The 24,799-nt window shown below is 37.0% G+C and carries 18 protein-coding genes; 8 read left to right on the forward strand and 10 right to left on the reverse strand.

Annotated features, from left to right (window positions below; translation table 11 throughout):
- Positions 1-10: 10 nt before the first annotated feature.
- Positions 11-1,315: a M20/M25/M40 family metallo-hydrolase gene (locus tag O0931_RS11040; protein WP_269415636.1), complete on the forward strand. Its 1,305-nt coding sequence runs from the start codon at positions 11-13 to the stop codon at positions 1,313-1,315.
- Between the two features lie 275 nt (positions 1,316-1,590).
- On the opposite strand, the gene O0931_RS11045 is transcribed toward O0931_RS11040, so the two are convergent.
- The 6 genes from O0931_RS11045 to pnuC form a co-directional block, all read right to left on the reverse strand.
- On the reverse strand, positions 1,591-2,085 hold the full coding sequence (locus tag O0931_RS11045) for a GNAT family N-acetyltransferase (protein ID WP_269415637.1): 495 nt from the start codon (positions 2,083-2,085) through the stop codon (positions 1,591-1,593).
- On the reverse strand, positions 2,082-2,642 hold the full coding sequence (locus tag O0931_RS11050) for a thiamine pyrophosphokinase (RefSeq protein WP_269415638.1): 561 nt from the start codon (positions 2,640-2,642) through the stop codon (positions 2,082-2,084). The genes O0931_RS11045 and O0931_RS11050 overlap by 4 nt, the downstream gene beginning before the upstream one ends.
- A gap of 51 nt (positions 2,643-2,693) precedes the next feature.
- Positions 2,694-3,326, reverse strand: coding sequence for a thiamine phosphate synthase (locus O0931_RS11055; RefSeq protein ID WP_269415639.1), 633 nt, complete (start codon positions 3,324-3,326; stop codon positions 2,694-2,696).
- A gap of 77 nt (positions 3,327-3,403) precedes the next feature.
- On the reverse strand, positions 3,404-5,845 hold the full coding sequence (locus tag O0931_RS11060; protein WP_331283624.1) for a TonB-dependent receptor: 2,442 nt from the start codon (positions 5,843-5,845) through the stop codon (positions 3,404-3,406).
- A gap of 299 nt (positions 5,846-6,144) precedes the next feature.
- Entirely contained in the window at positions 6,145-6,675 is a 531-nt protein-coding gene (locus O0931_RS11065) for an ATP-binding protein (RefSeq protein ID WP_269415640.1), read from the reverse strand.
- Entirely contained in the window at positions 6,659-7,276 is a 618-nt protein-coding gene (gene pnuC, locus O0931_RS11070) for a nicotinamide riboside transporter PnuC (RefSeq protein WP_269415641.1), read from the reverse strand. Before pnuC ends, O0931_RS11065 begins: the two co-directional genes overlap by 17 nt.
- A gap of 446 nt (positions 7,277-7,722) precedes the next feature.
- Between pnuC and O0931_RS11075 the strand changes: the two genes are divergently transcribed.
- Both O0931_RS11075 and carB read left to right on the forward strand, forming a co-directional pair.
- Entirely contained in the window at positions 7,723-8,040 is a 318-nt protein-coding gene (locus O0931_RS11075; RefSeq protein WP_269415642.1) for a carboxypeptidase regulatory-like domain-containing protein, read from the forward strand.
- 208 nt (positions 8,041-8,248) lie between these two features.
- The gene (gene carB / locus O0931_RS11080; protein ID WP_269415643.1) at positions 8,249-11,086 is read left to right on the forward strand and encodes a carbamoyl-phosphate synthase large subunit; all 2,838 of its coding nucleotides are present in this window, start codon (positions 8,249-8,251) and stop codon (positions 11,084-11,086) included.
- A gap of 60 nt (positions 11,087-11,146) precedes the next feature.
- On the opposite strand, the gene O0931_RS11085 is transcribed toward carB, so the two are convergent.
- The 3 genes from O0931_RS11085 to O0931_RS11095 all read right to left on the reverse strand — a co-directional run bounded on the left by O0931_RS11085 (position 11,147) and on the right by O0931_RS11095 (position 18,000).
- Positions 11,147-13,384, reverse strand: coding sequence for a S41 family peptidase (locus O0931_RS11085; protein ID WP_269415644.1), 2,238 nt, complete (start codon positions 13,382-13,384; stop codon positions 11,147-11,149).
- A gap of 231 nt (positions 13,385-13,615) precedes the next feature.
- On the reverse strand, positions 13,616-16,057 hold the full coding sequence (locus O0931_RS11090; protein ID WP_269415645.1) for an outer membrane beta-barrel protein: 2,442 nt from the start codon (positions 16,055-16,057) through the stop codon (positions 13,616-13,618).
- A 260-nt stretch (positions 16,058-16,317) separates the two neighbouring features.
- The gene (locus O0931_RS11095) at positions 16,318-18,000 is read right to left on the reverse strand and encodes a dipeptidyl-peptidase 3 family protein (RefSeq protein WP_269415646.1); all 1,683 of its coding nucleotides are present in this window, start codon (positions 17,998-18,000) and stop codon (positions 16,318-16,320) included.
- Positions 18,001-18,113: 113 nt separating this feature from the next.
- Here O0931_RS11095 and O0931_RS11100 point away from each other — a divergent pair, with 113 nt between their 5' ends.
- The gene (locus O0931_RS11100; protein WP_269415647.1) at positions 18,114-18,950 is read left to right on the forward strand and encodes an N-acetylmuramoyl-L-alanine amidase; all 837 of its coding nucleotides are present in this window, start codon (positions 18,114-18,116) and stop codon (positions 18,948-18,950) included.
- 164 nt (positions 18,951-19,114) lie between these two features.
- Here O0931_RS11100 and O0931_RS11105 read toward each other — a convergent pair whose 3' ends face one another.
- Complete coding sequence (locus O0931_RS11105) at positions 19,115-20,770, reverse strand: glutamine--tRNA ligase/YqeY domain fusion protein (RefSeq protein WP_269415648.1); 1,656 nt, start codon at positions 20,768-20,770, stop codon at positions 19,115-19,117.
- Between the two features lie 184 nt (positions 20,771-20,954).
- Between O0931_RS11105 and O0931_RS11110 the strand changes: the two genes are divergently transcribed.
- From O0931_RS11110 to O0931_RS11125, 4 genes are all read left to right on the forward strand, one after another.
- Positions 20,955-21,374 carry a cobalamin B12-binding domain-containing protein gene (locus tag O0931_RS11110; RefSeq protein ID WP_269415649.1) on the forward strand — a complete coding sequence of 140 codons (420 nt, stop codon included), beginning with the start codon at positions 20,955-20,957 and terminating at the stop codon, positions 21,372-21,374.
- Positions 21,375-21,378: 4 nt separating this feature from the next.
- Positions 21,379-22,158, forward strand: a complete 780-nt coding sequence (locus tag O0931_RS11115) for an enoyl-CoA hydratase/isomerase family protein (RefSeq protein WP_269415650.1) — start codon at positions 21,379-21,381, stop codon at positions 22,156-22,158.
- 90 nt (positions 22,159-22,248) lie between these two features.
- Complete coding sequence (locus O0931_RS11120; RefSeq protein ID WP_269415651.1) at positions 22,249-23,661, forward strand: sigma-54-dependent transcriptional regulator; 1,413 nt, start codon at positions 22,249-22,251, stop codon at positions 23,659-23,661.
- A gap of 66 nt (positions 23,662-23,727) precedes the next feature.
- On the forward strand, positions 23,728-24,777 hold the full coding sequence (locus tag O0931_RS11125) for an AI-2E family transporter (RefSeq protein ID WP_269415652.1): 1,050 nt from the start codon (positions 23,728-23,730) through the stop codon (positions 24,775-24,777).
- Positions 24,778-24,799 lie beyond the last annotated feature (22 nt).

Here is a 24,799-nt window from a genome sequence, read left to right on the forward strand (position 1 = left end):
ATTATAACAGATGAAAAAACTTTTCTTTTTAGCGCTAGCCGGAATGGCTACTTTGCAGCTAAGCGCACAAAATATCGATAAAATTATCACAAGAGAATATACCGACCATCTAATCAAAACTTTAAGCGCCGATGATATGGAAGGTCGTGGCACGTTTACACCAGGAATTGACAAGGCGGCCACGTTTATCGAATCAGAATTTAAAAAAATCGGCTTACAGCCCTTAACTGGCGAGAAAACTTTCCGCCAGAGTTTTTATAAAATTAAATTAACGCCTGAACCGACAAAACTATTGATTAACGGACAAGTGATACCGCAAGAAAGTATTCTTGTAACAGGTAAATCACCTATGGTTACCTTTAATCAAAGCAATGGTGAAGTTATTAAACTAGATACGACAAAAGCATTTGCTGCGCAATACCGGGCATTAAGCCGCGCAGGAAAAAAGCAAATTATTTTAGTTGATACTAAGTTTGCTGCTGATTTTAAACGATATAAATCTTTCGCCGGACGCGGTACGATGTTAGATGAGAAGGACTTACAAAATCCAACTCAAGATGCCATGGTTTTTGTACTTGGCGTAAACGATGCTAAAGAATTCACCGTTGAAGTAAAAAATAAAATAGAGAAATTACCTTTATTTAATGTAGCCGGTATGATTCCGGGAAAATCAAAAGCTAAAGAATTGGTTGTTTTTTCCGGGCATTATGATCACTTGGGGATTACAAAATCAGTAGAAGGCGATAGCATTGCAAACGGTGCGGATGATGATGCTTCGGGCACCACCGCAATGATTGCTTTGGCAAAATATTATAAGGCACAAAAAAACAATGAGCGTACTTTAATTTTCGTAGCTTTTACGGCTGAAGAAATCGGCGGTTTTGGCGCAAGGTATTTTTCAGAAAAATTAAATCCTGATGATGTTGTGGCGATGTTTAACATCGAAATGATTGGAAAAGATTCTAAATTCGGTAAAAACACCGCATTTATTACGGGTTACGAGCGTTCTGATTTTGGCAAAATTTTACAGAAAAATTTAACAGGAACAGCATTTACTTTTCACCCGGATCCATATCCCGAGCAAAATCTCTTTTACAGAAGCGATAATGCGACTTTAGCCGCGCTGGGTGTTCCGGCACATACCATCAGCACCGATAAAATTGATATTGATAAATTGTACCACACGGTAAAAGATGAGTACAGTTCTTTGGATGTAGAAAATATATTATCAACAATTAAAGCAATTGCACAAAGTGCAGTTACAATTGTAAATGGAACGGATACGCCAACAAGAATTCCGAAATTAAAACAATAGTATTTTATTTATAGCCCTAATAAAGCCACAGATTTACAGATTACACTACATAATCTGCAAATCTGTGGCCTACTTTACAACGTCTTTTCAGCTAAGCATAGCGGAATAGAAAATCTTTTTAAAGGGTGTTTTAGCTAAAAGATTTCTCCACTACGGTCGAAATGACGACACATGTTAATCTGCGAATCTGTGGTTTACTTTAATTATACATTCTCGCTTGCGCTCGTTTTTAACGAGTGCATAATAACCCCACGATTTTATCGTGAATCTGGGTTCTAAAATTTGTATTCCATCACATAATCATTCATAAAAAAGCCTTTACCAATATCAATTTTTACCGATTCTTTAATCGTAAAACCTGCTTTTATATAAAAATCTTTTGCCTTATTGTTTTTATTCACGTTAAGTTCCAGGGCAGTAGCACCTGCATCTTTAACCTGATTAAACACTTCGTTAATTAAAATTTTGCCTACTCCTTTTCCATGGGCCGAAGGCAAAACATAGAGTTTGTGGAGCTTATAAATCCGCTCTTCATGACCGATAATTGAGTAACCTGCAAAACCATATTGATTTTCACCATCTTCTGCAATTAGAAAAATATGCCCTTCCATCAATTGTTTTAGCAATTCGCCTCTGTTATACATTTTATCTAACATATAATCAATTTGCTGCTGACCGATTAGCTCCAGATAAGTTGACGGCCATGTTGCTGCAGCAATATCACGGATTAATTCGATATCCTCTTCTTTTGCTTTTCTAAGGGTAATCATAGCGGTTCACTAATAAAAATTGGTTGCCCTGAAAACGTAAATTCTACGAAACCATCTTTAACAACTTCAAAAACTTCCTCTTCAGTCTGCATTAAGTTAGTAACCTCCAGATAGCGATTGCCATGAATCAGGAACTCGCTTCCGGCCGGCTTCCAAACCGAAAAACCCGATCTTATCGGATAATGTTTTGCTCTTTCGGTAAATACAACAAGGTTGATTTTATCTTCAAATCCTGCAAATTTTTCTAAATCAAATTTTTTAGTAATGACGTTTACTGCGGGAAATTTCTCTTCGTAAAGATGGTTAACGGCGACCATTAAAGCGTCAACCGGACCTTGAATAACTTTAGTATCTTCCTGGATATCCGTTTCTTTTCCGTTTACTAAAACATCAACTTTGATACCTAACGAACGGATTTTATCATAATTATCGCCATTTACCAAGAGTGTTGGACTCCACTCCAATAGCTGGCCTAACAACTCCTCATTAAAATTTCCCAGCTCATCAATATATAAAGCCGGTTCTTGTTTTTCTTTTACGATATGGTGTGAAGACATATTGCGAAGTTAATATTTTAGTATCAAGAATTGAGTATACGGGTATCAAGATTAAAATTTCACTGCCTCGTAAAAATCCTGATAAGCTTCAATAAAGTCATCAGCAAAATTTATTGCGCCCGAAACAGCAATACCATAAATTCCGGTTTGCATCAGCGCTGCTACATCATAAATTTTTATGCCTCCAACAGCTACAACAGGAATGCTTAACGCCGATTTTCTTAACTCATCGGTAATCCTTTTATATTGTTCTAAAGTAATGAGTGGAAAGTTATTTGGTTTAGTTTCGGTCGCGGCAAACGGACCTAAGCCAGCATAATCAGCACCTTCTTTGGCGATTCTAACCAGGTTTTCGAGTGTATTTGCTGAACCACCCAGCGTAATATCCTCTCCAACTTGTTCGCGCAACGCAATAAAATCAGCCCCCATATCTTCAATATGAAAACCCTGAATATCGGCTTTACCATTTAAGTGAATATGATTGGTTACAACAAGCGTTGTACCCCAGTCATCACAAATTTCGGCAATGGCATTTATATCATTTAAAAGTTCGTCATCTGCTTTTGTTAAGCAACGATATTGAATCCATTTAGCACCAGCTTCACATGCATTTTGTGCCTGTTCGACATGTGTTAGATGAGGAATATCATTTGTAATGTACTGGAACTTTTCAATATACTTCATAACAGGATTTTAAACAAGATTCTTAGGATTTAAGGATGCCAGGATTATAAGTCTTCAGCTTTAGTCTTTCTGCTCCCTTAAAACTTAACATTCAAACTTAACAAAAAATTAGTGCCTGCCTGTGGGTAATAAAAGTTTTCTGTAATCCTGCTTCCACCGTAAAGGTATCCGTAAGTGTAACCATTGCTTTCATATTTTTTATCAAAAAGGTTATTTACAAGTAATCCTAGATTAACATTTTTAACGCCTGCAAATTTGAAATCATAACCTAAACGGGCATTGCTTACCCAATAACCATTTATCGTTCGATCATTATTTTGCGTATTGTCCATATATTGTTTGCTCACATATTTGCTTTGCAAAGCAACAGCGAAACCTGCAACAGGTTTGTAAACCAGCTCACCAAAAAGTACCGCAGCCGGTGAGTACGAAATATCGGTTAATGAATAGTTGTTTATAACCTGTCCGCCGTTATCATAATCATCGTAATATTCAATAAAATTTTTAATTTTATTTCTGCTAAACGCCGCATTTGCATTTAAAGCGAAAGATTTATTAATAATGTAAGAACCATCCAGCTCAATCCCTAAACGATAACTCTTATCAACATTCTGGCGATAATTACCCCCAACATCATTTATTTTTCCGGTTACAACCAGCTGATTTTTATAGAACATGCCATAAGCATTTGCACCCAAATTAAAAACTTTGTTTTTAAAACGATAGCCCAATTCTACATCATTCAATCTTTCCGGTTTTGGATAAATACCTACCGCAGCATCTGTGTAATCATCGCGGTTTGGCTCCTTGTTGGCCACGCTGAACGAAGCATATAAATTGCTTTCAGGATTGATAAAATAGGTTGCTCCAAATTTAGGGTTGAAGAAATTCAACGTTTCATTTATTGCTAAAGTATTCAGCTTATTTTCAGTTCCGGCAATATCATAATATACCCGGCGGTATTGTAAATCAGCGAATAAACTTAAGGCTTCAACAGGACTATAATTCAACTTTCCATAAATATTGAAATCTGTTTTAAAACCATCATTATCGTAATAATGCCGGTCTATGGTTCCGTTTGAAGCATATTGCGCCCAGATAATTTGGCCGAAGTGAGCACCTTTATATTCGTTATAAGCCCCACCCAATGTAAAGTTCAGGTTCTTTTCCGGTACATAATTGAAAGCATAGGTAACGCCATAAAAGTCGTTATCCAACCAGCGGCGGCGAATTAAATCTGTGGTGGTTATCGTTGTTCCGCCTATAACAACCGGACTTAAACCGTAATCGCTTAGCTTATTGGCAACTCTGTATTCTTCATAATAGCCCTCGCCCTGTGTGTAATGTAAGGCACCATTGAAAGAAAATTTATCAGAAAACTGCCGTGCATACAACAATTGATAATGGTTTTGCCAATAATTATCTGTTTGATTGTTGTATAAAAAGCTGTTATAAGTTCGCCCGGAGTTTAATAAATTGGCAGCATCTTCGGCATTTAAACCATTCCTGTCTATATAAGCCTGCATACCTGCAACGTCATTAGTTAAACGCGATTCAGGGATTCCGTTCCATGATTGATACGTTTTTTCTGCACCTGCAAATACATTGATCCGAAGTAAATCTTTATTGCCGTGGTATGCACCCGACATAAAGTAGGATTTCAATAGGGATGAACCTCTGTCCACATAGCCATCTGAACTTATTCTTGATAAACGGCCGTCGAAACTAAAGCGGTTGTTGATAAGGCCTGTTCCAACTTTCACCGTGTTTTTCCAGGTCTCAAAGCTTCCGTAAGTATTGTTAACTTCGGCATAAGGTTCCATTTCGCTGGCTGTAGTTTGAATGTTCAAACTCGCACCAAAAGCGCCCGCACCATTTGTTGACGTACCAACACCACGCTGAATTTGAATATTATCTACCGATGAAGCGAAATCGGGCATGTTTACATAGAATGTCCCCTGACTTTCGCTGTCGTTAATCGGTATGCCATTTACCGTAACATTAATCCGGCTGTTGTCGCTTCCGCGAATGCGAATTCCCGTATAACCAACACCTGCGCCTGCATCAGAATTGACCACAACACCAGGTGTATTTTGAAGGATAAAAGGTAAATCCTGTCCGAAATTATTCTCCTGAATTTCAGCTTTTGTTACATTCTTATAGGTCGTGGCCGATTTTTCATTTGCCCGGGTTGCCCGAACGATAACTTCATCTGCAAGAAATGCCTGAGGAACGAGCGTAAAATCTACAGTTTGATTTTGGCTAAGTTCAATCGATTTTTCAGTTGACTTGTAGCCTAGGTAGCTTACAGCAATAACATACTTACCTGCTGATAGATTTGATAGTGTGAAATTCCCATCACCATCGCTTAATACTGCCGTTTTTTGGTTTCTTAACTTAATGGTTGCACCCGGCAAAGGTTTTTGATTGTTGTCGGTCACTTTTCCTGTGACAGAAATTTGTGCCAAAGCAAAGAATGGCATCATTGCGGTTAAAACCACAAAAAGTAATTTTTTCAATTTTTGATTGTTTTAGTTAAACCCATCGGAAATAGGGGTACTCCCGACTTCAGTTAAACTTCCATAACTCCAATCCCTACGCCGGCATTACCCGGATCAGGTGCATTTAAAGCTTAAGGCTTAGCGCTTAAAGACTACAGCCTGGTAATTTACCAGAGCTTTCAGCTTTTTGCTTTCCTCTTTCTGCTTCAAAATGGGTATGATCTCAGCCCGTTTTTGTGTTATTTAAAACAAGGCACCCCTAATGATGTGGCAAATGTAGAAAATATTTTAAGAAAACAATTATGAATAAAAATACTTTACAATTTTAAAAACTGGTCAATAGCGGCTTTTGCATTTTCAAATCTTATATCTCCCGTTCCGCTAATTACTTTGTAATTTGCATCGAGTGCTTTTAATTCCTTATGCCAAACCTCCATAAAATATGTACTTTGATTCGGAAAATCCCTTAACGGATCGTCTTGCCAGGGCAAATCAATATCCATTAAAAGATAAAGATCATAAGGATGTTCTGGTAATGCATCTAAAACCAGTTGTGGCGTTTCGCCCAGCACTTCATCGCTCCATATTTTTACAGTTAAAAAGGTAGTATCACAAATAATAAAATCATTTTCAGTAGTAACCAATATGGCATCCTCCAGCGCAAGTTGCCCGTAATACATATTTAATTCATCCTGTAAGGTATAAGGTGCATTTAAGTTTTCGCAATAATAGCGGGCATATTCGGGCACCCAAGAAACCTTATAATATTTAGCCAAAAGCTGCGACATGGTCGATTTACCTGTACTCTCGGGGCCAACCAGGGCTATTTTTTTAATTGATTTGTTCACGATATGTCTTTTTCCAATCCAGATAACCCTTATATGCAATTGCAATAAGCACGAAATACAGAACAGCGCTTAAGTTTAAATGCTTGTATATAAATAATGGGATATAACAAATATCTACAAATACCCATAATAACCAATTTTGCAAGACTTTTCGGGTAAGTAAAATCTGCGCAACAAAACTAACTGAGGTACAAAAACCATCAGCATAAGGAACGGTGCTATTCGTGTATTTTGCCATGAACCAACCTAAAAATAAGCTCAAAACAGCAATTGATGCAATTGTAATTAGCCAGCCTTTATTGGATAATAGTGTGATTGGCTTCTGTGTTTCCGTTTTTTTATTCAGCCAAAAATACCAGCCATAAAAACCTGTAAACAGAAAATAAATCTGTAACGTCATATCGCCATACATGGCTTCTTTATAAAATAAAAATCCATAAGCCATTACGCTAATTAACGAAACCGGCCAGTTCCAGATGCTTTCTTTAGCCGCGAGATAAATGCAGATAAAACCCGTTATTACCGCAAGCCATTCAATTAAACTTGTGTGAACAAACTGGTCTATTAAAAAATCAAGGAAAGAATTGGCAGCTAATATCATCTGATTCAAAAATAGGAACAAAAAGGCTATTAAAGAAAAATCCGGTCGAGGAGGGCTCCTCCGACCGGATAATAAACCAAACAAACTATTTATGAAGAAATCCTCGTTGCGGTTAACTACTCCGCGAGGAAGCTTTAGATTGAACTAAAGTATTTACAAAACGCAAATACATTCGACTTATTACAACATTATTGCCAATTTTAAGAACATCACAGTTTCGTGACGTAAACATGACTTGAAGCGAGTTTTTAAAGTTCTGTTTTTAAAAAATGTATACTTTCATATCGCTAAATGTATTAACACAGACTGTAACCATGTACAAATAAACATACAGTGTTCGATTTTGAGTTCAATAATAAAACTAAATGCGGATTTATACGTTTATATTAATGTCATTTAATACCCACAGAACAAATACCAGAATTATTGATCAAAATATATAGTGTATGAAAAAGCTGAATATTATAGTCGTCATAATGGTAATGCTTCCATTAATATTATGCGCTTTTGCCAACATTAAGCTTGGCGGAATTACAGGTAAAATTACACCGGTAACCGGTACTTCGGCAGTAGCATTAGTTGCAGGAACAGATACCCTACGTGCAGAACTTAATCAGGGCATTTTCTCTTTTACTAACTTAAAAGAAGGCGTTTATAAAGTCTGGATAAAAGGTAATGCGCCTTATAAAGACGCCACAATTGAGAACGTTGCAGTAAAAGATAGTTCTACGACTGATTTAGGCGAAATAAAATTGCAACAATAATAGTTTTAACAAAAGAAAAATTTAAAAGAGCGTATATTTTATATGCTCTTTTTTATTTTAAAAAAATCGGCTTAAAATACTTCTAAAGCTGTATCTTTGCATCCCGACAGAACAGTTGGGATTTCTTCTTAAGAGCAAAAACCTCCTTGCTTCTAGCCTTTAAAAAGGTCAACACTTTAGAATTTTAATTATTGTATTAAGCTGTACCATGCCTAAAGACACTTCCATTCGCTCAGTACTAATTATCGGATCAGGCCCAATTGTTATTGGCCAGGCCTGCGAATTTGATTACTCGGGTTCACAAGCGGCACTTTCCTTGAAAGATGAAGGAATTACCGTTTCAATTATCAATTCTAATCCGGCTACAATTATGACGGATAAGGTAATCGGCGACCATGTTTATCTACGCCCTTTGTCTGTTGATTCAATCGAGGTAATTTTACAAGAGCACATCGACTCGCCAGATTTACCGAAAATTGATGCAGTACTTCCAACAATGGGTGGCCAAACGGCATTAAACCTTTGTAAAGAGGCTGAAGAACGCGGAGTTTGGGAAAAATACGGCGTAAAAGTTATCGGTGTAGATGTTGATGCAATTGAAAAAACCGAAAATCGTGAAGCTTTCCGCCAGCTGATGGTAGATATAGGCGTAGGCGTAGCACAATCCAAAATTGCCAATTCATTTTTAGAAGGTAAAGAAGCGGCACAGGAAATCGGTTATCCGTTGGTTATCCGCCCATCTTATACTTTAGGTGGTTCTGGTGGTGGTTTTGTGCATAAGAAAGAAGAATTTGATGCCGCTTTAAAACGCGGTTTAGAGGCTTCCCCAACACATGAAGTTTTAGTTGAAAAAGCAGTTTTAGGCTGGAAAGAATATGAGCTGGAGTTATTAAGAGATAGCAATGATAATGTGATTATCATTTGCTCGATTGAGAACTTCGATCCAATGGGAATCCACACCGGAGATTCAATAACAGTAGCACCAGCAATGACATTGTCTGACCGTTGTTACCAGGATATGCGCAACCAGGCAATTAAAATGATGCGTGCCATTGGTAATTTTGCAGGCGGCTGTAATGTTCAGTTCTCGGTCAATCCTGCCGATGATGAAATTATTGCTATCGAAATTAATCCACGTGTATCACGCTCCTCAGCATTAGCCAGTAAAGCGACCGGTTATCCGATTGCTAAAATCGCTGCAAAACTGGCTATTGGTTACAACTTAGATGAAATTGAAAATCAAATTACAAAAACAACTTCAGCCTATTTCGAACCTACCCTGGATTATGTAATCGTTAAAATCCCTCGCTGGAATTTCGATAAATTTAAGGGCGCCAATAAAGAATTAGGTTTACAAATGAAATCTGTAGGTGAGGTAATGGCTATTGGCCGTACGTTCATCGAAGCCTTACAAAAAGCTTGTCAGAGTTTAGAAATTGGTCGTGCAGGTTTAGGTGCCGATGGCCGTCAAAACCGCAACATCAACGAAATTATGGATGGTTTGGAGCATGCTTCATGGAACCGTCTGTTCTTAATAAAAGATGCCATGACAATGGGCGTGCCTTTGGAATCTATCCGTAAGGTTACCAAAATTGATAAATGGTTCTTAAATCAGATTCAGGAGCTTGTCGCTTTAGAAGTAGAGTTAAAAAGGTATTCATTAAACAATATTCCACAGGATTTCTTCTTCACGCTGAAACAAAAAGGTTTCTCTGATACTCAGATTGCCTGGTTGTTAGGAAATGTTACGGAGGATGAAGTTTACGACCGCCGTAAGGCCTTAGGCATAAACAGGGTATATAAAATGGTTGATACCTGTGCTGCGGAATTCCCGGCGCAAACACCATATTATTACTCCTCATTTGACGAAGAAAATGAATCAAAACCGTCAGACAGGAAAAAAATTATTGTATTAGGTTCTGGTCCTAACCGCATTGGTCAGGGGATTGAATTCGATTATTCTTGCGTACATGGCTTGTTAGCCGCAAAAGAATCAGGTTTTGAAGCCATTATGGTAAACTGTAACCCTGAAACAGTTTCTACCGACTTTAATATGGCCGATAAACTTTACTTTGAACCGGTTTTCTGGGAGCATGTTCGCGAAATTATAGAGTTAGAAAAACCGGAAGGTGTTATTGTTCAGTTAGGCGGCCAAACCGCTTTGAAAATGGCAGAAAAGCTGACGGAAAAAGGCATCAAAATCATCGGAACATCTTTTGAGAATATGGATATTGCTGAAGACCGTGGGCGTTTCTCTGATTTATTAAAAGAATTAAATATTCCTTATCCAAAATATGGTGTAGCCGAAAACGCTGAGGAAGCCATCGTTGTTGCAAACGAAGTGGGTTATCCGGTTTTGGTTCGTCCGAGTTATGTATTGGGCGGACAAGGTATGAGCATTGTAATTAACGATGAAGACCTGGAAAAAGCCGTAGTAAAATTATTGGGCGATTTGCCGGGTAACCGTGTACTGATTGACCACTTTTTAGATAGAGCAGAAGAGGCAGAATCAGATTCGATTTCTGATGGTGACGACGTTCATATTGTAGGTATGATGGAACACATCGAGCCTGCAGGTATTCACTCAGGCGATTCATTTGCCGTATTACCAACGTTTAGCTTATCTGAAAAGGTAACCAAAGCAATGGAAGAATACTCGGTTAAAATTGCAAAGGCTTTAGATGTTCGTGGCTTATTGAACATTCAATTCGCAATTAAAGATGAAAAAGTTTATGTAATCGAAGCGAACCCAAGAGCATCCCGTACGGTTCCGTTTATTGCCAAAGCTTATGATGTGCCTTACATCAACATCGCGGCTAAAATTATGTTAGGTGTGGCGAAGTTGAAAGATTTCACCATCGAACGTAAGCTGAAAGGTTATGCGATTAAAGAGCCGGTTTTCTCTTACGAGAAATTCCCTGAAGTTGCGAAAGAATTAGGCCCGGAAATGAAATCTACCGGTGAAGCCATCCGCTTCATCAAAGATTTGGAAGACCCGTATTTCCGCAAGCTTTACAAAGATAAATCAATGTATTTAAGTAAATAATAGCAAAGGCCGATGTTTGAAAGCATCGGCCTTTTGTTTTATATATTATTGAGAAAATTTCTACCAGCCTTTATTTAGGGTTTCAATCGCTTTTTCTAAAAGCTCGTCTTTTCCTTGTTTAATTCCATTAATAGTTGGGTAAATTACCTCATCGATTTTTACGCCAACTCTTTGTGTAGGTTTACCATCGGGATAAAAAACACCAATTCCGGATATCATTGTTCTTAAACCACCAGGCAGAACAATGGCCGAAACATTTCCGTCTGCCCCGGCAGTTGTGCTGCCAATTACCTTAACATTAGGTGAACTTTGAAAGGCCATCGTTGTATATTCCGCCTGACTTTGCGAGGTTGAATTAACGATTACGACAACTTTACCTTTATAGTTATCGTGTGCCATTTGCCCATTTTTTAACGCTGGGCCGAACTTAAATGAGCCCGGGTAATCTACACTTCCCATAGTAAATTTTACGAAAGGCGTTGAAGTACTTTTAATGTAATTGCCAAAAGTAAAAGGCATAAATTCTGATGGATAACAACGCATATCAACAATGATTCCTTTGGTATTCTCGAATTTCTTTTTAATGTCAGCAAGCATGGCATTTTTATATTTTCCGGGGAAAACGTAACCGGTATTTTCATCAATAAGTTTATAGGCTTCGGCCTTTTCAAAATCAGGATTTTTATAAACCTGACTTAATTTTCCCATTGGCAAATTATAGTCAAACATATTTCCGTCTCTGTTAACTTTAATGTTTAAACTTGTTTCATTGCTCCTCAGCAAATAATTTATGGGTAAATCACGCAGCTGTGTATCGTAATTTGATGCAGGCGTTAAAGCAAGATATTCTTTAATAAGGCTATTGATATCTTTTCCTTGTATTGAAGCAATAACGTCTCCGATTTTTAATTTACTTTTAACATCGAGTGTATCGGTATGTAAGGCTGTGATTATCAATTTACCTTCAATAAATTTTGCCTGAAGCGGCGGCGCATATTTTCCTTTGAATTCGTTTATTGCTTTGCTTCCGTTCCAAAGATTTGCATGCGTATCATTAACCTTAGCAATTAACTTTAAAACGGCTTTACCATAATCCAATTCGTTTTTGGCATTTACATAATCAGCTAAAGAAGATTTTAGCGCATTATTCCAGTCTTGTCCTATAACGTCTTTATAAGGGAAAAAATAATTAATCATTGCCCAGTAACGATAAAGTGATAGCAGGCGATAACCGGCATCCGGATAACTCATATTTAAATAGGGTTTCTCATTTTTGAAAACCGGATTTGATACGCCGGGAGCCATTTCTATATAATAATTTTTGCCGGTATTTCGATTCTCCTTAACATAAGTCAGCTTTTCAAGAAGAGATGCATTAATAATTTTATTATCGAATAATGCGCCATAATCGGGTTTAATTTCATATGACTCATTGACAATTTTGTTGCAATTTTTACATAAATCAGGCTTTGGCAATCTGTCTAAAAATTTTTCCATTTCAGTACTTAATTCTCTATTGCTTTTGGCATTGATAACTGATGGCAACAGCCTGAATAGTTCTGCATCCCAGTTGTAATCTCCTTTAGCAATGGCTGGATGATAATATTTCAGAAAGCCCCAAAATTGCCCGGTAATAATTAAATTATTGCTGATTTGCTCACTAAGTTTAAAGTCTTTTATACCAGATCCATTAGCAAAAGCGGTATCTAATTCCGCTTTTGGCATTACGATTTTCTTTAACTGAACAGCACTTAATGGTTTATTGTCAATAAAAATCTGGAAGTTATCAAACCATGCTTTTCCATCTCCCGAAAGTAATCCACCAAAGTGCAGGGTTTTAATTTCATCACTATTGTAATCGAGTTTTATAGAATATTGTTTCCAATCTGTTGTGCCTTTTACACCTCTTTCACCCATATTATCAAAGGCAATCACTTTACCGCTAGCATCATCTATTCTTACCCATAAGCCAGCATAACCTGCAGAAATACCTTCTGTTTTTAGGTATGCCCTTAGTTCTATTTTCTTGCCATCAAAAATTTGGGTTACAGGATAATCAATTACGCCGTATGAAGATTCCACCCCTTTCTTTTCAATTGAAAGGCTGTATTTTCCATCCTGCTTTATCAGGCTGTCAACAGCTACAGGATATGCTTTTTTCTGGATATCATCAAATGAAAATAACCAGCCTTTTGGCATTCTTTTCCCGTCAAGTTCCTCAAAACTTCCATTTATACTAAGTTGAGAATAGATTTTGCATGAACATAATAATAGAGCGATGAGCAAAAAGTTTTTCATAAATTTTGAGCTTTAGATATAGTTTTTAACTAAAGTAAACATAAATATCTCATCATAAAAGCATTTGTTATTGACATTTATTCGCTCCAATCAACAAACTTTATTCTTTGAATATGCGGCAATTCTGCCGGAACTTCAAAAAGCTTAATCTCCGTTTACCTATTTTAGAGAAAAAAAGTTTAAAAGTCAAACCTCGCAGGTTTTGAAAACCCGCGAGGTTTGAAACATTATCTAATTCTTCATTCTACCTTGCTCCGACTCGGTTCCTGTTGAGCGTCTGCGGGCGGGTTTAATCTCGTTTTTACCGAAACGATAGGTAAAACTAATTCTTCCAATCTGGCTTTCATTTTTTTGGTGAACATCATATTTCAAACCCGGATAGCCACTCGATAAATCATTTTTATAAGTATTAAATACATCAGATAAAGCCAGCTTTAAGCTCGCTTTTTTATCCATTAACGATTTACTTAAACCTGCATCAATAGAATAACGGGATTTTATACTTAAAGTGCCGTAATCAAGCGGCGATTCATAACTACCATTTAATTCGGCGGTAAAGCCATTCACAATTGTGAAACTTTGCTGCGATTTAAACTGAAAGGAAGTTTTACCGGTTTTTAAAGCAGCTCCGGCTAAATCAGGTGCCTCAAAACTCAGGTAAAAAACATTTAAGTTATTATTCATCGACCACCATTTGGCAACCTTAACAGGTACATTCAGGTTGGCATTGTAACTGGTATTTTTGGCTAAGTTTTCATTAGTTTGATACAATGCTTTTTGAGCTGCATCAGGCAGTAATACTTCGGTAATCACATCTGTTGTTCTGCTGTAGCCAACAGATAACATGTATTTTTGCATGAAAGTATAACTCAGCTCAACATTGTTTGTGTACTGGGGTTTAAGGAATGGATTTCCCTTGCTATAGGTATATTGATCCAGATAGTAAATAAATGGATTTAAGGCATCATAACTCGGGCGATCAATTCTACGGCTGTAAGAGAATCCCATTTGGTTGTTTTTATTAAGTGTTTGCTGTACAAATAATGTTGGAAAGAAATCCCAGTAACTACGTTCTACTATCGTATTTGTGGTAATTAAATTCCCTTTAGAATTGGTTTGTTCCATTCTCAAACCCAGCTGTACACTTGTATTTTTAAACTGTTTATTGATGTTTGTATAAGCGGCATTTACATTTTCATTATAAATGAACTGGTTACTGCGGCGAACATCATTTTGCCAGATGTTATTTATTAATTCTTGTGCCTGTAAATCGTTGTCGGTTTTAACCCAGCTGCTTTTTACGCCGGCTTCGAGCTTTACCGACTTACTTAAAGAAACATTGTAATCCGCTTTAAATGCTTTAATATCAATTATCGAAGGTGTGTTGTTTCTGGTATAAATAACCGGGCGAATTCTGTTTCCATTTGCAAACAGGTAATCATTTTCATAATCTGAGCCGTCGTTACCGTTGTATTTAGAATAATCTACATCAACAGAAAGTTCAGAACCCGCAGTATCTAAAACTGATTTATAATTAAGGTTATAAGCAATGTTATTGTATTTATTAGTCTGCAAGCTATTAGATACCAACGTTGAATCGACTTTTTGAAATGATGGGCCAATCAAAGTGTTGTTCATAGATGCTTCGGTTCCATGGTTAAAATACCCGTTTACCAATAAGCCAATGGTATTTTTCTTATCAATAAAATAATCTAAACCTGCTTTAAAATTATTGTTTTGTTGTTTCCGCCGACTTACACCACTTTGCATAAAATAAGTATCCGGCGTACCGTTCGAAATACGATCAATCGTTATTAAATTTTCCCGCTCACTATTCCCATAATTATAATTACCGAAAAGATTTAGTTTCTGCGTCCTGTGATTCAGATTTAATCCCGCATTTCCTCTGAAATTTTTTCCATATCCTGCCATTGCATTTACACTGCCATTTGTACCCCCATTTTTACTTTTTTTAGTTTTAATGTTAATAATTCCGGAATTGCCTGAAGCATCGTATTTAGACGAGGGATTGGTAATCAGTTCTATGGTCTCTATTTCTGAACTTTGCATATTTCTAAGCAAATTAGCCACATCTGCGTTGCTCATGTAAGTTTGTTTACCATCAAGCTGAATTAGTACCCCTTGTTTTCCCTGCATGGAAATATTATCATTCTGGTCGACAGAAACGCCCGGTGCTTTTTGTAAAACTTCCAGTGCGTTGGAACCTGTCATTACTGCACTGCCCGAAACGTTCATTACGACTTTATCCATTTTTCGCTCGATTAATGGCTTGGTTACAGCAACGGTAACTTCTTTTAAATTTTGTGAAGTTGATACGAGTTGCGCTGAGCCAAAGTCTATTTTTTGGTTTTCATCTGTAAGTGCTACCGTTTTACTTTTAATCGTTTTATAACCCATGTTACTGGCTTTGTAAAAGTAATCGCCTTTGGCAGAAATGCTAAATCCGAACAAGCCATTTTGATCGGTTAACGCTGTTTTTACAACACTCGAATCGGCGGCTTTTAAAAGCACAACCGTTACATAATCTGCAGGTTTTTTATTTTCATCGAGGATGATACCCGTTACATTTGCTTTTGTTGTTGTTTGTGCAAAAATGCTCCCTGAAGAAAAAACGGCTATAACAATTAGTGCTATTTTGTAAAAATTTTTCATTGGTTTAGGTCTTATTTTTCTAAAAATTCAGGCAAAATGATTTCCATAACGCATATAATGCATTTCAATCAAATGGCGATCTGTTTAAAGCTTAGCTTTCAGAAACGAACTGTTCCCGATGTTTAGTTATTAATAAGACGACCGTTTTTTAAAAAGGTTACAGGATTTTTTGGAAATCTGGATAAGACATAAAAAAACCACAGACCTTCAGCTATTTAAATAACTGAAAATCTGTGGCTGCTATGATTACTGCTGAGATTTTATTTCATTCCAAGTACATCAACACCTTGTTCAAAAACAACGTCAACGGGTATGTTTTTTCTGGTTAACCTATCTAAATCAGATTGCAGTTCAGTTGGAATTATCGCCATAGTTTTCTGTGCTTTTTCTACAGCTGCCTTATCTCCGTTACCTTGTAAAGTAATAATGAATGCGCTTAAATCATTCATCGCAGAAGCAAACTTGTCGAAATTAACCTTGTACGTTCCTTTTGATGTACGTTCGAAGGCACCTTTTTCCTTAAAGTAATTGAAGCATTGCATATTGGCTTTTCCATGTGCTTCTGACACGCCAAAACGAACAGAACGTAAAATACCGGCCATAAACGTGGTGTAATACTCTTTAATATCACCTTGTAGTTCGCGTTTTTTAAGCAGGCCTGTAACCATATATAAGCCTAATATATCTGCTTTGCCTTCTTCCAGCCAGCTATATTGCTCTTTTAATGCGGCGCGAACAAAACCTTTTCCGGTAATTGTCTTTTTAATACCCAAACCATGTGCAACTTCATGGAACATTACATTTGCGAAAAATGCATCGAACTTGATGTATTTCTGCTGTTCGGCATCAATAAGTTCTTTTGATATCGGAACTAAAATTTTCTCGAATTTAGCCTGCATTGCATTCTTTAACTGAGAACGACGGGTACCTTTTTCCTGCTGAATTTTTTCATCATTAGGCAAATTCACAGCAATCGTTTTCGAACCAGCATTACAATCGCCGGCGTAATAAACCACGTCGTAAGCGTTTAGTTCAGAATCTGTTCCTGGTGTTTCAGTTTTATACTTAGCCGCAACAGGTAAGTTTTTTTGCAACTCTGGGAGCAGTTTTACATATTTCTCCAAACGCTTACTCCACTCTTTATCTTTTATTAAAACGTAAGCTTCGTAACTGGTACGGGCGTTAAAAAGCTTATCTTCATAATTTTCAATCGGGCCGATAATTAAATCCAAACCATTGGTTTTCATGTCGAGCCAGGCATAATCACTGGCGGTAAAATTATCAGTAACCAAGGCATCAGCCCTTAAATTCAGGTATTTTTTTAAACCGGCATCTTCCGTAATTAAGGCCGCTTGTTTTAACAATGACGATGCTTTCTGTAATTCGGAAGCAAATAAAATATGATAAGGAACCGTACTTAATTTTCCTGTACTATCTTTTTTAATTACTGAATAAGCTCCGAATTTATCCGTTAATGCCGATTTTTCTACCTCTCCTTTTGATATCCCGTAAGGATAAAATGAAGCACCTTCTGGTTTGGCTCCAATGCCGGCAACAAAAGGTTTATCATTGTTTAACCTATCCCACGGACCATAATTGATATTTACGAAATCACGGGTTTTTTCATCTTTAATAGAAGCCAATAAACTGTCTTTCTGGGGGTAGGCCTGCTTCCAATAAAGCGCATCCATAGTTTCGGCCGCCTGAATAAGTAGTGGCAAAACCTTTCTGTCATTTATACTTAATTGGTTCAGGTTGGTCGTTAATTTAACCCTTTCGTAAATCGGTAAACGCTGAGCAACATAATTTATCAAACTATCTTTCTGACTAACGGCGGTTGTTTTCCCATCGGTTGCTTTAGGTGTATTTGTGCAAGCTGAAAATAGACCTGCTGATAATGCCAGCGCGAAGAAAAGCCTATTTGCTTTATAAAGTTTTTTCATTGTAAATGTATATCGCTACTAAATTAGTAAAAATTGAAAGCTTTGTATAAAGTTTGATGCAAAGGATGAACTTTAGCATAACTTTGTACCTTCATTGCATTAATAAATACATTATGTCATTAATCAATCTTGTAAGAAACCGTCAGTCACTTCTAATTGTTTTCGTTCTCCTTGTGTCTTCCTGCAGCTCAAACAGATATGCCGCTACCGAAAAAGTGTATAAGGAAAAAGCCAAGGGGTTTTCGAAGATTATTCTTGCAACGCCACCTGAAGGACAGCTTTACGATTCAATAAATGCTGCAAATCAACAATGGATCGGCTCCGTAAATTTTGGCATCCGGAAACCGAATTTTGTAATTATTCACCACACTGCTCAGGATAGTTTAAACCAAACGATTAAAACCTTTCATTCAACAAAAGCCGGAACCAGCGCACATTATGTAATTAGCCGCGATGGAAAAGTAGTACACATGGTAAATGATTACCTCCGGGCAAACCATGCCGGCGTAAGTAAATGGGGCAAAGATACCGATCTGAATTCTTCATCAATTGGTATTGAACTGGATAATAATGGTATTGGCGATGTGTGGCAGGATGCGCAGATAAACAGCTTGATTAAATTATTAGCAACGCTGAAAAAAACCTATAACATTCCAACGGCGAACTTTATTGGCCATGCAGATATTGCACCTGGGCGTAAAAACGACCCGAAAAATTTCCCCTGGAAAAAACTGGCTGATAAAGGCTTTGGTTTCTGGTATGATGAAGTTTTGAAGAACCCTCCTGCAGATTTCGATACGGAAAAGGCGCTAAAATATATCGGTTACAATACCGCAAACCTCCCTGCCGCAATTGAAGCTTTTAAAATCCATTTTATACAATCAGATATTACCAAAACGCTGACACCTGTTGATATTTTGGTACTTTATAATGTTTATTTGAAGTATTAAAGGGTTCAGGTGAAACCTGATGTATAAAATAATTCCGTGAGTGCTGTGTTTCCGTGGAAATTCTTTAGCTAGTCAGGCCAAAAAAAACACGGATGAATATGTGTTCATCCGTGTCTTATTAAAGCTCGTCAAAACCTCCCTTCCGGAGCGGGTTTGGGAGGGGCTTAGTTCGGTTTCTTAAACGTATCTTTCAAAGTAACCGTTCTGTTGAATACCAACTTATCCGCAGTAGAATCTTTATCTAAACAAAAATAACCTTTACGGATAAACTGATAACGACCTTCTAAATCAGCATCGGCTAAAGCAGGTTCTATATAAGCATTCGGTAAAACCTTTAAGCTTTCAGGGTTCAAATAATCTTTGAAATCGCCTTCTTCTGCATCTGGTGTTTCTGATGTAAACAACCGATCGTATAAACGAATTTCGGCAGTTTTTGCGTGTTGTGCGCTTACCCAATGAATGGTTCCTTTTACATTTATGCCGCTGGTATCGTTTCCGCTTTTCGATTCCGGAATATAAGTACAATGAATTTCTGTTACGTTTCCATTTTCATCTTTTACAAAATCTTCACACTTAACAATGTAAGCGAATTTTAAGCGCACCATTGCGCCTGGTGCCAGACGGAACCACTTCTTCGCCGGTACTTCCATGAAATCGTCACGTTCAATCCAAAGCTCATTGCTGAAAGGAATCACACGTGTACCGCCACCATCTTCTGCTTCAGGATTGTTTTCGCCAATTAAATCTTCCGTTCCCTTTTCGTAATTCGTGATGATTAATTTAATCGGATCCAAGACGGCCATTACACGGCTGGCAGTTTTATTTAAATCTTCGCGTATACAAAATTCCAATAAACTTAATTCGATTAGGTTTTCGCGTTTGGCAATACCAATACGCTCGCAAAACTCACGAATACTTTTTGGTGTGAACCCCCTTCTGCGTAAACCAGAAATTGTAGGCATGCGTGGGTCGTCCCAGCCGCTTACTAAATTCTCGTTAACCAATTGCAACAATTTGCGTTTACTCATTACAGTAGAAGTAAGGTTTAAACGGGCAAATTCATATTGTTTTGAGGGAAAAATCTCTAATTTTTCGATAAACCAATCGTACAATTCCCGGTGCGAAACATACTCCAATGTACAAATGGAATGCGTGATGTTTTCTATGCTGTCGCTTTGTCCGTGGGCGAAATCGTACATCGGGTAAATGCACCATTTGTTGCCTGTACGATGATGCTCGGCATGTTTAATACGATAAATTATCGGATCGCGCATCAGCATATTCGGACTAGCCATGTCGATTTTTGCACGCAAAATATAAGCGCCATCAGGGAAATCGCCATTTTTCATCTTAGTGAAAATGTCTAAATTTTCTTCAACACTGCGATTGCGATAAGGACTATCCTGACCAGGTTCTGTTGGCGTTCCTTTTAATGCTGCAATTTCATCTGCAGAAATTTCATCAACATAGGCCAGGCCTTTTTCGATTAGTTTAACGGCAAAAGAATATAACTCATCAAAATAATCTGAGGCATACAATTCGTTTTTCCAGTTAAAACCTAACCATTTAATGTCTTCCTGCTGGCTGTTTACATATTCTGTTTTTTCCGTAACCGGATTGGTATCATCAAAACGCAGGTTGGTATAACCGCCGTATTTTTGTGTTAGTCCGAAGTTTAAGCATATCGCTTTCGCGTGGCCAATGTGTAAATAACCATTAGGTTCAGGCGGGAAACGCGTAACCAAAGTTTCATACTTGCCACTATTTAAGTCGTTCTCAACAATCTCTTCAATAAAGTTCAATGACTTTTCTTCACTCATAAAAACCTGTAAATTAGGAATGCAAATGTAAAAAGATTGAGCGTAATTAGGTAATGATTATTGGTTAATTGGCCTTTAGCTGTTCGTTATCCGTTTCCCGTTATTCAACAAGCAAAAAACGAATGACAAAAAGCGAGAAACGAGCAACAAAAATCAATACATTTACATCAACTTAATATTCGTTATGAGCAAAGCATTAAACAGGCCGATACGTGTTTTGGTTGCAAAGGTCGGGCTTGATGGGCACGACAGAGGGGCGAAGGTAATTGCGACTTCCCTTCGCGATGCCGGCATGGAAGTAATCTATACAGGCCTTCGTCAAACGCCCGAAATGGTGGTTAATACAGCCCTGCAAGAAGATGTCGATGCCATAGGCATTTCTATTTTATCAGGTGCACATATGACCGTTTTTCCAAAAATCATTCATTTCATGAAAGAAAAACAACTGGATGATGTATTGTTAACCGGTGGCGGAATTATTCCGGAGGGCGATAGAAAAAAACTTGCAGAAATGGGTGTAGGAGAATTATTCCCGCCTGGCACAACAATGGCAAGCATCGTAGAATACATTCAAAATTGGGTTACAGAAAACAGAAATTTTTAAAATTATGGCTTACCAGAATTTAATATCAGAATTAAAAGAAAACATTTTATATGTTACCATAAACCGCGAAAAAGCTTTAAATGCTTTAAATGCCGCTACACTTTCAGAACTTGCAGATGTAATTGAGTACGCCGGGAAAACGGATGAAGTAAGGGGTGTAATTTTAACAGGTGCTGGAGAAAAGGCTTTTGTTGCTGGTGCAGATATAAAAGAATTTTCTGATTATAGCGGAAAACAAGGCGAAGAATTAGCGAGAAAAGGCCACGAAAATGTTTTCAATGCAATAGAAAATTCTCCAAAGCCATTCATAGCCGCAATAAATGGTTTTGCATTAGGTGGCGGATTAGAATTAGCGATGGCCTGCCACATGCGTATTGCCGCTGATACTGCAAAACTTGGCTTACCAGAAGTCACTTTAGGTTTAATTCCTGGTTATGGAGGTACACAAAGGTTAACACAGTTAGTTGGAAAGGGTAAAGCAATAGAACTGATAACTACGGCCAACATGGTAACAGCTACCGTAGCCGAAAATATTGGCCTTGTAAATTATGTTGTACCGCAGGCAAGCTTAATCAGTAAAGCGGAAGAACTGTTAAACACAATTAAACTTCGCGCACCCCTGGCTGTTGCGGCTGCAATAAAATCAGTAATTGCCTCTTTAAATGAAGAAGATGGTTATGCAAAAGAAATTCAAGAATTTGGTAAGTGTTTCGAAACCGAAGATTTTAAAGAAGGTGTTACTGCATTCATTGAAAAGCGTAAAGCATCGTTTATTGGAAAATAATTTTTGTCTAATTAATTAGAGAATTTGTTGCTAAAGAAATTTCAGGTTGTAATTTTTTTTACTTACTTATGCAATCAATGAGTTCTCCTAATGAAAAGAAAAATTCTTATAATTGATGATGAAGTAAATATCAGGCTTTTATTAACTAAATTTTTAACCAGAAACGGTTTCGACGTTGTAAACGCCGCTACAGGAAATTCCGCAATAGAGATTCTGGCTAAAAAAGCCTTCGATTTGGTTCTGTGTGACTATCGACTTGACGATACTGACGGAAAAGAAATTCTGATTAAAATTAAAAAAGACTATCCAAAAACCTGTGTAATAATAATTACGGGTTATTCCGACATCAAATTAGCTGTAGAATTAATTAAGCTTGGTGCCTATGATTATATTACAAAACCGCTTTATCCGGATGAAATTTTAAATACGATTAATAAATCACTGGAAACACAGGGCACACTAAATGAACATCCTGAATTTTCGGAAAACAATAATAACAGGCTGTCTGAAGCCGGATATATTAATCACTCCGATTATATTGAAGGTAAAAGTAATTTATCGACTATTTTATTAAAACAAATTCAGCTTATCGCCCCCACATCATATAGTGTTATTTTAACAGGGAGAAGCGGTACGGGTAAAGAATATGTTGCCAAAACCATTCATTTAAACAGCCTGAGAAGAAATAAACCTTTTGTTGCAATGGATTGTGGTTCTTTAACAAAAGAGCTTGCCTGCAGTGAGTTTTTCGGACATGAAAAAGGTGCTTTTACCGGTGCTTTATACACGAAAATTGGTCATTTTGAACAAGCGAACGGCGGAACTTTGTTTCTGGATGAAATAGGAAATTTGACTTACGAAATACAGGCAACTCTTCTAAGAGCTGTTCAGGAGCGAAAAATAAAAAGAATTGGCAGCACAAAGGAAATTGATTTGGATGTCAGAATTATTGTAGCGACAAATGAAAATTTAGCTGATAATATCTTAAAAGGAACTTTCAGAGAAGACCTATACCACCGGTTTAATGAGTTTTCAATTCATATTCCACCTTTAAAGAAAAGGGGAAATGATATTCTGGTTTTTGCAAATAAATTTCTCGCCATAACAAATGAAGAATTAAATAAAAATATAACAGGGTTTTCTGCTGAGGTTAAAAATTGCTTTCTGAATTACAGCTGGCCGGGAAATGTGCGTGAATTAAAAAATGTTATCAGAAGAGTTGCCTTATTAAGTGAGGGCAATGAAATTCAGACAGATGTTTTACCATTAGAATTGGCGAATTACGCAAAGGATTATGTCCAGGAAAAAATGCCGGATCAGCTTAAATTAAAATGCTTAGATACATCTAAAAATTTAAAAAATGCGGCTCAACATGCGCAATTTGAAACGATTCTGCGTGTTTTAGAAGAAGTAAACTTTAATAAAACCAAAGCAGCTAAAATTCTGGGTATCGATAGAAAAACACTTTACAATAAGATTAAAGCTAAAACGCAGAAAATTTAGAATAAAATATTAAAAGCCAAACAAAATATACAATTTTGCTATTAATAAATACCAGGTAAATTATATATGTCGGTATTTTCCTATAAACAAAGAAACAACATTAACCTTGTTATTATAATAGCGCTTGGGCTATTAATTGCGTATTCATTACAGGAAATTTTTAGTGCGATTTTAAGTACACTTGTTTTGTATACCATTATGCGTCCGGGTTATATTTTCCTGGCCGAAGTTAAAGGATGGAACAGAAGACTTGTCGCAATATTGCTCATTACAGTAAGTATCGTTTTAATTGTACTGCCTTTTTATGCATTAAGCAGTATGGTCATCAGTAAGATATCTGAACTTAGAAATAACGAAATTTTCTTTAAAAATTTACTGGTCAAATTTCAGCATTTAATCCCTGTAAAAATAAATGAAAGCTTAATTCAGGAAGGTATGAATCGCCTGGGCAGCTGGGCTACACAACTGTTTCCATCATTAATTTCAAGTGCTGTAAATATCGTGCTCAGCTTACTGGTTATGTACTTTTTACTCTACTTCATGCTTATAGAGCGGAAAAGTTTTGAGGCTTCTTTAATAAAATATGCGCCGTTCAGAGAACAAAATGCATTGCGTTTCGGTGATGAAATGAGGAATACGACATATGCAAACGTCATCGGACAAGGTTTAATCTGCCTGGTTCAGGGTTCGTTGCTTAGTTTGTCATTTTTTGTCCTTGGGTATAAGGATCCGATTTTTTGGGGGATTATAACCGCATTTATTTCTTTTGTACCAATTTTAGGACCACCTGTTGTATTTGTACCCGCTGCAATACTGCAGATTGCAAACGGAAATAATTTTGCAGGCTGGGCAATGTTAATCTTTGGTTTCGTTGTTATTATCAACATCGATAATGTACTCAGATTTATGATAGCCAAAAAAGTTGGTAATATTCACCCGATAATTACAGTGATTGGCGTAATTATTGGTATTCCATTATTCGGAATATTGGGCCTGGTTTTTGGCCCTCTGCTACTGTCTTATTTTATATTACTCATTAAAATTTATGAAACAAGTACGCTTGCATCAGAAAGATTGGAAAGAATTAAAACAAATAATGAGTATAATGAGTTATAATTATAGCTTAACAATAAAATAG

It is taken from the genome of Pedobacter rhodius, assembly GCF_027213645.1.
In the GTDB taxonomy this organism is placed as follows: domain Bacteria; phylum Bacteroidota; class Bacteroidia; order Sphingobacteriales; family Sphingobacteriaceae; genus Pedobacter; species Pedobacter rhodius.

What these genes read in the sequence shown, in the direction of transcription:
- O0931_RS11040 (WP_269415636.1), top strand. Translation starts at nt 11, where the DNA reads ATGAAAAAACTTTTCTTTTTAGCGCTAGCCGGAATGGCTACTTTGCAG.
- O0931_RS11045 (WP_269415637.1), bottom strand. Translation starts at nt 2,085, where the DNA reads ATGATTACCCTTAGAAAAGCAAAAGAAGAGGATATCGAATTAATCCGT.
- O0931_RS11050 (WP_269415638.1), bottom strand. Translation starts at nt 2,642, where the DNA reads ATGTCTTCACACCATATCGTAAAAGAAAAACAAGAACCGGCTTTATAT.
- O0931_RS11055 (WP_269415639.1), bottom strand. Translation starts at nt 3,326, where the DNA reads ATGAAGTATATTGAAAAGTTCCAGTACATTACAAATGATATTCCTCAT.
- pnuC (WP_269415641.1), bottom strand. Translation starts at nt 7,276, where the DNA reads ATGATATTAGCTGCCAATTCTTTCCTTGATTTTTTAATAGACCAGTTT.
- O0931_RS11075 (WP_269415642.1), top strand. Translation starts at nt 7,723, where the DNA reads ATGAAAAAGCTGAATATTATAGTCGTCATAATGGTAATGCTTCCATTA.
- carB (WP_269415643.1), top strand. Translation starts at nt 8,249, where the DNA reads ATGCCTAAAGACACTTCCATTCGCTCAGTACTAATTATCGGATCAGGC.
- O0931_RS11085 (WP_269415644.1), bottom strand. Translation starts at nt 13,384, where the DNA reads ATGAAAAACTTTTTGCTCATCGCTCTATTATTATGTTCATGCAAAATC.
- O0931_RS11090 (WP_269415645.1), bottom strand. Translation starts at nt 16,057, where the DNA reads ATGAAAAATTTTTACAAAATAGCACTAATTGTTATAGCCGTTTTTTCT.
- O0931_RS11095 (WP_269415646.1), bottom strand. Translation starts at nt 18,000, where the DNA reads ATGAAAAAACTTTATAAAGCAAATAGGCTTTTCTTCGCGCTGGCATTA.
- O0931_RS11100 (WP_269415647.1), top strand. Translation starts at nt 18,114, where the DNA reads ATGTCATTAATCAATCTTGTAAGAAACCGTCAGTCACTTCTAATTGTT.
- O0931_RS11105 (WP_269415648.1), bottom strand. Translation starts at nt 20,770, where the DNA reads ATGAGTGAAGAAAAGTCATTGAACTTTATTGAAGAGATTGTTGAGAAC.
- O0931_RS11110 (WP_269415649.1), top strand. Translation starts at nt 20,955, where the DNA reads ATGAGCAAAGCATTAAACAGGCCGATACGTGTTTTGGTTGCAAAGGTC.
- O0931_RS11115 (WP_269415650.1), top strand. Translation starts at nt 21,379, where the DNA reads ATGGCTTACCAGAATTTAATATCAGAATTAAAAGAAAACATTTTATAT.
- O0931_RS11120 (WP_269415651.1), top strand. Translation starts at nt 22,249, where the DNA reads ATGAAAAGAAAAATTCTTATAATTGATGATGAAGTAAATATCAGGCTT.
- O0931_RS11125 (WP_269415652.1), top strand. Translation starts at nt 23,728, where the DNA reads ATGTCGGTATTTTCCTATAAACAAAGAAACAACATTAACCTTGTTATT.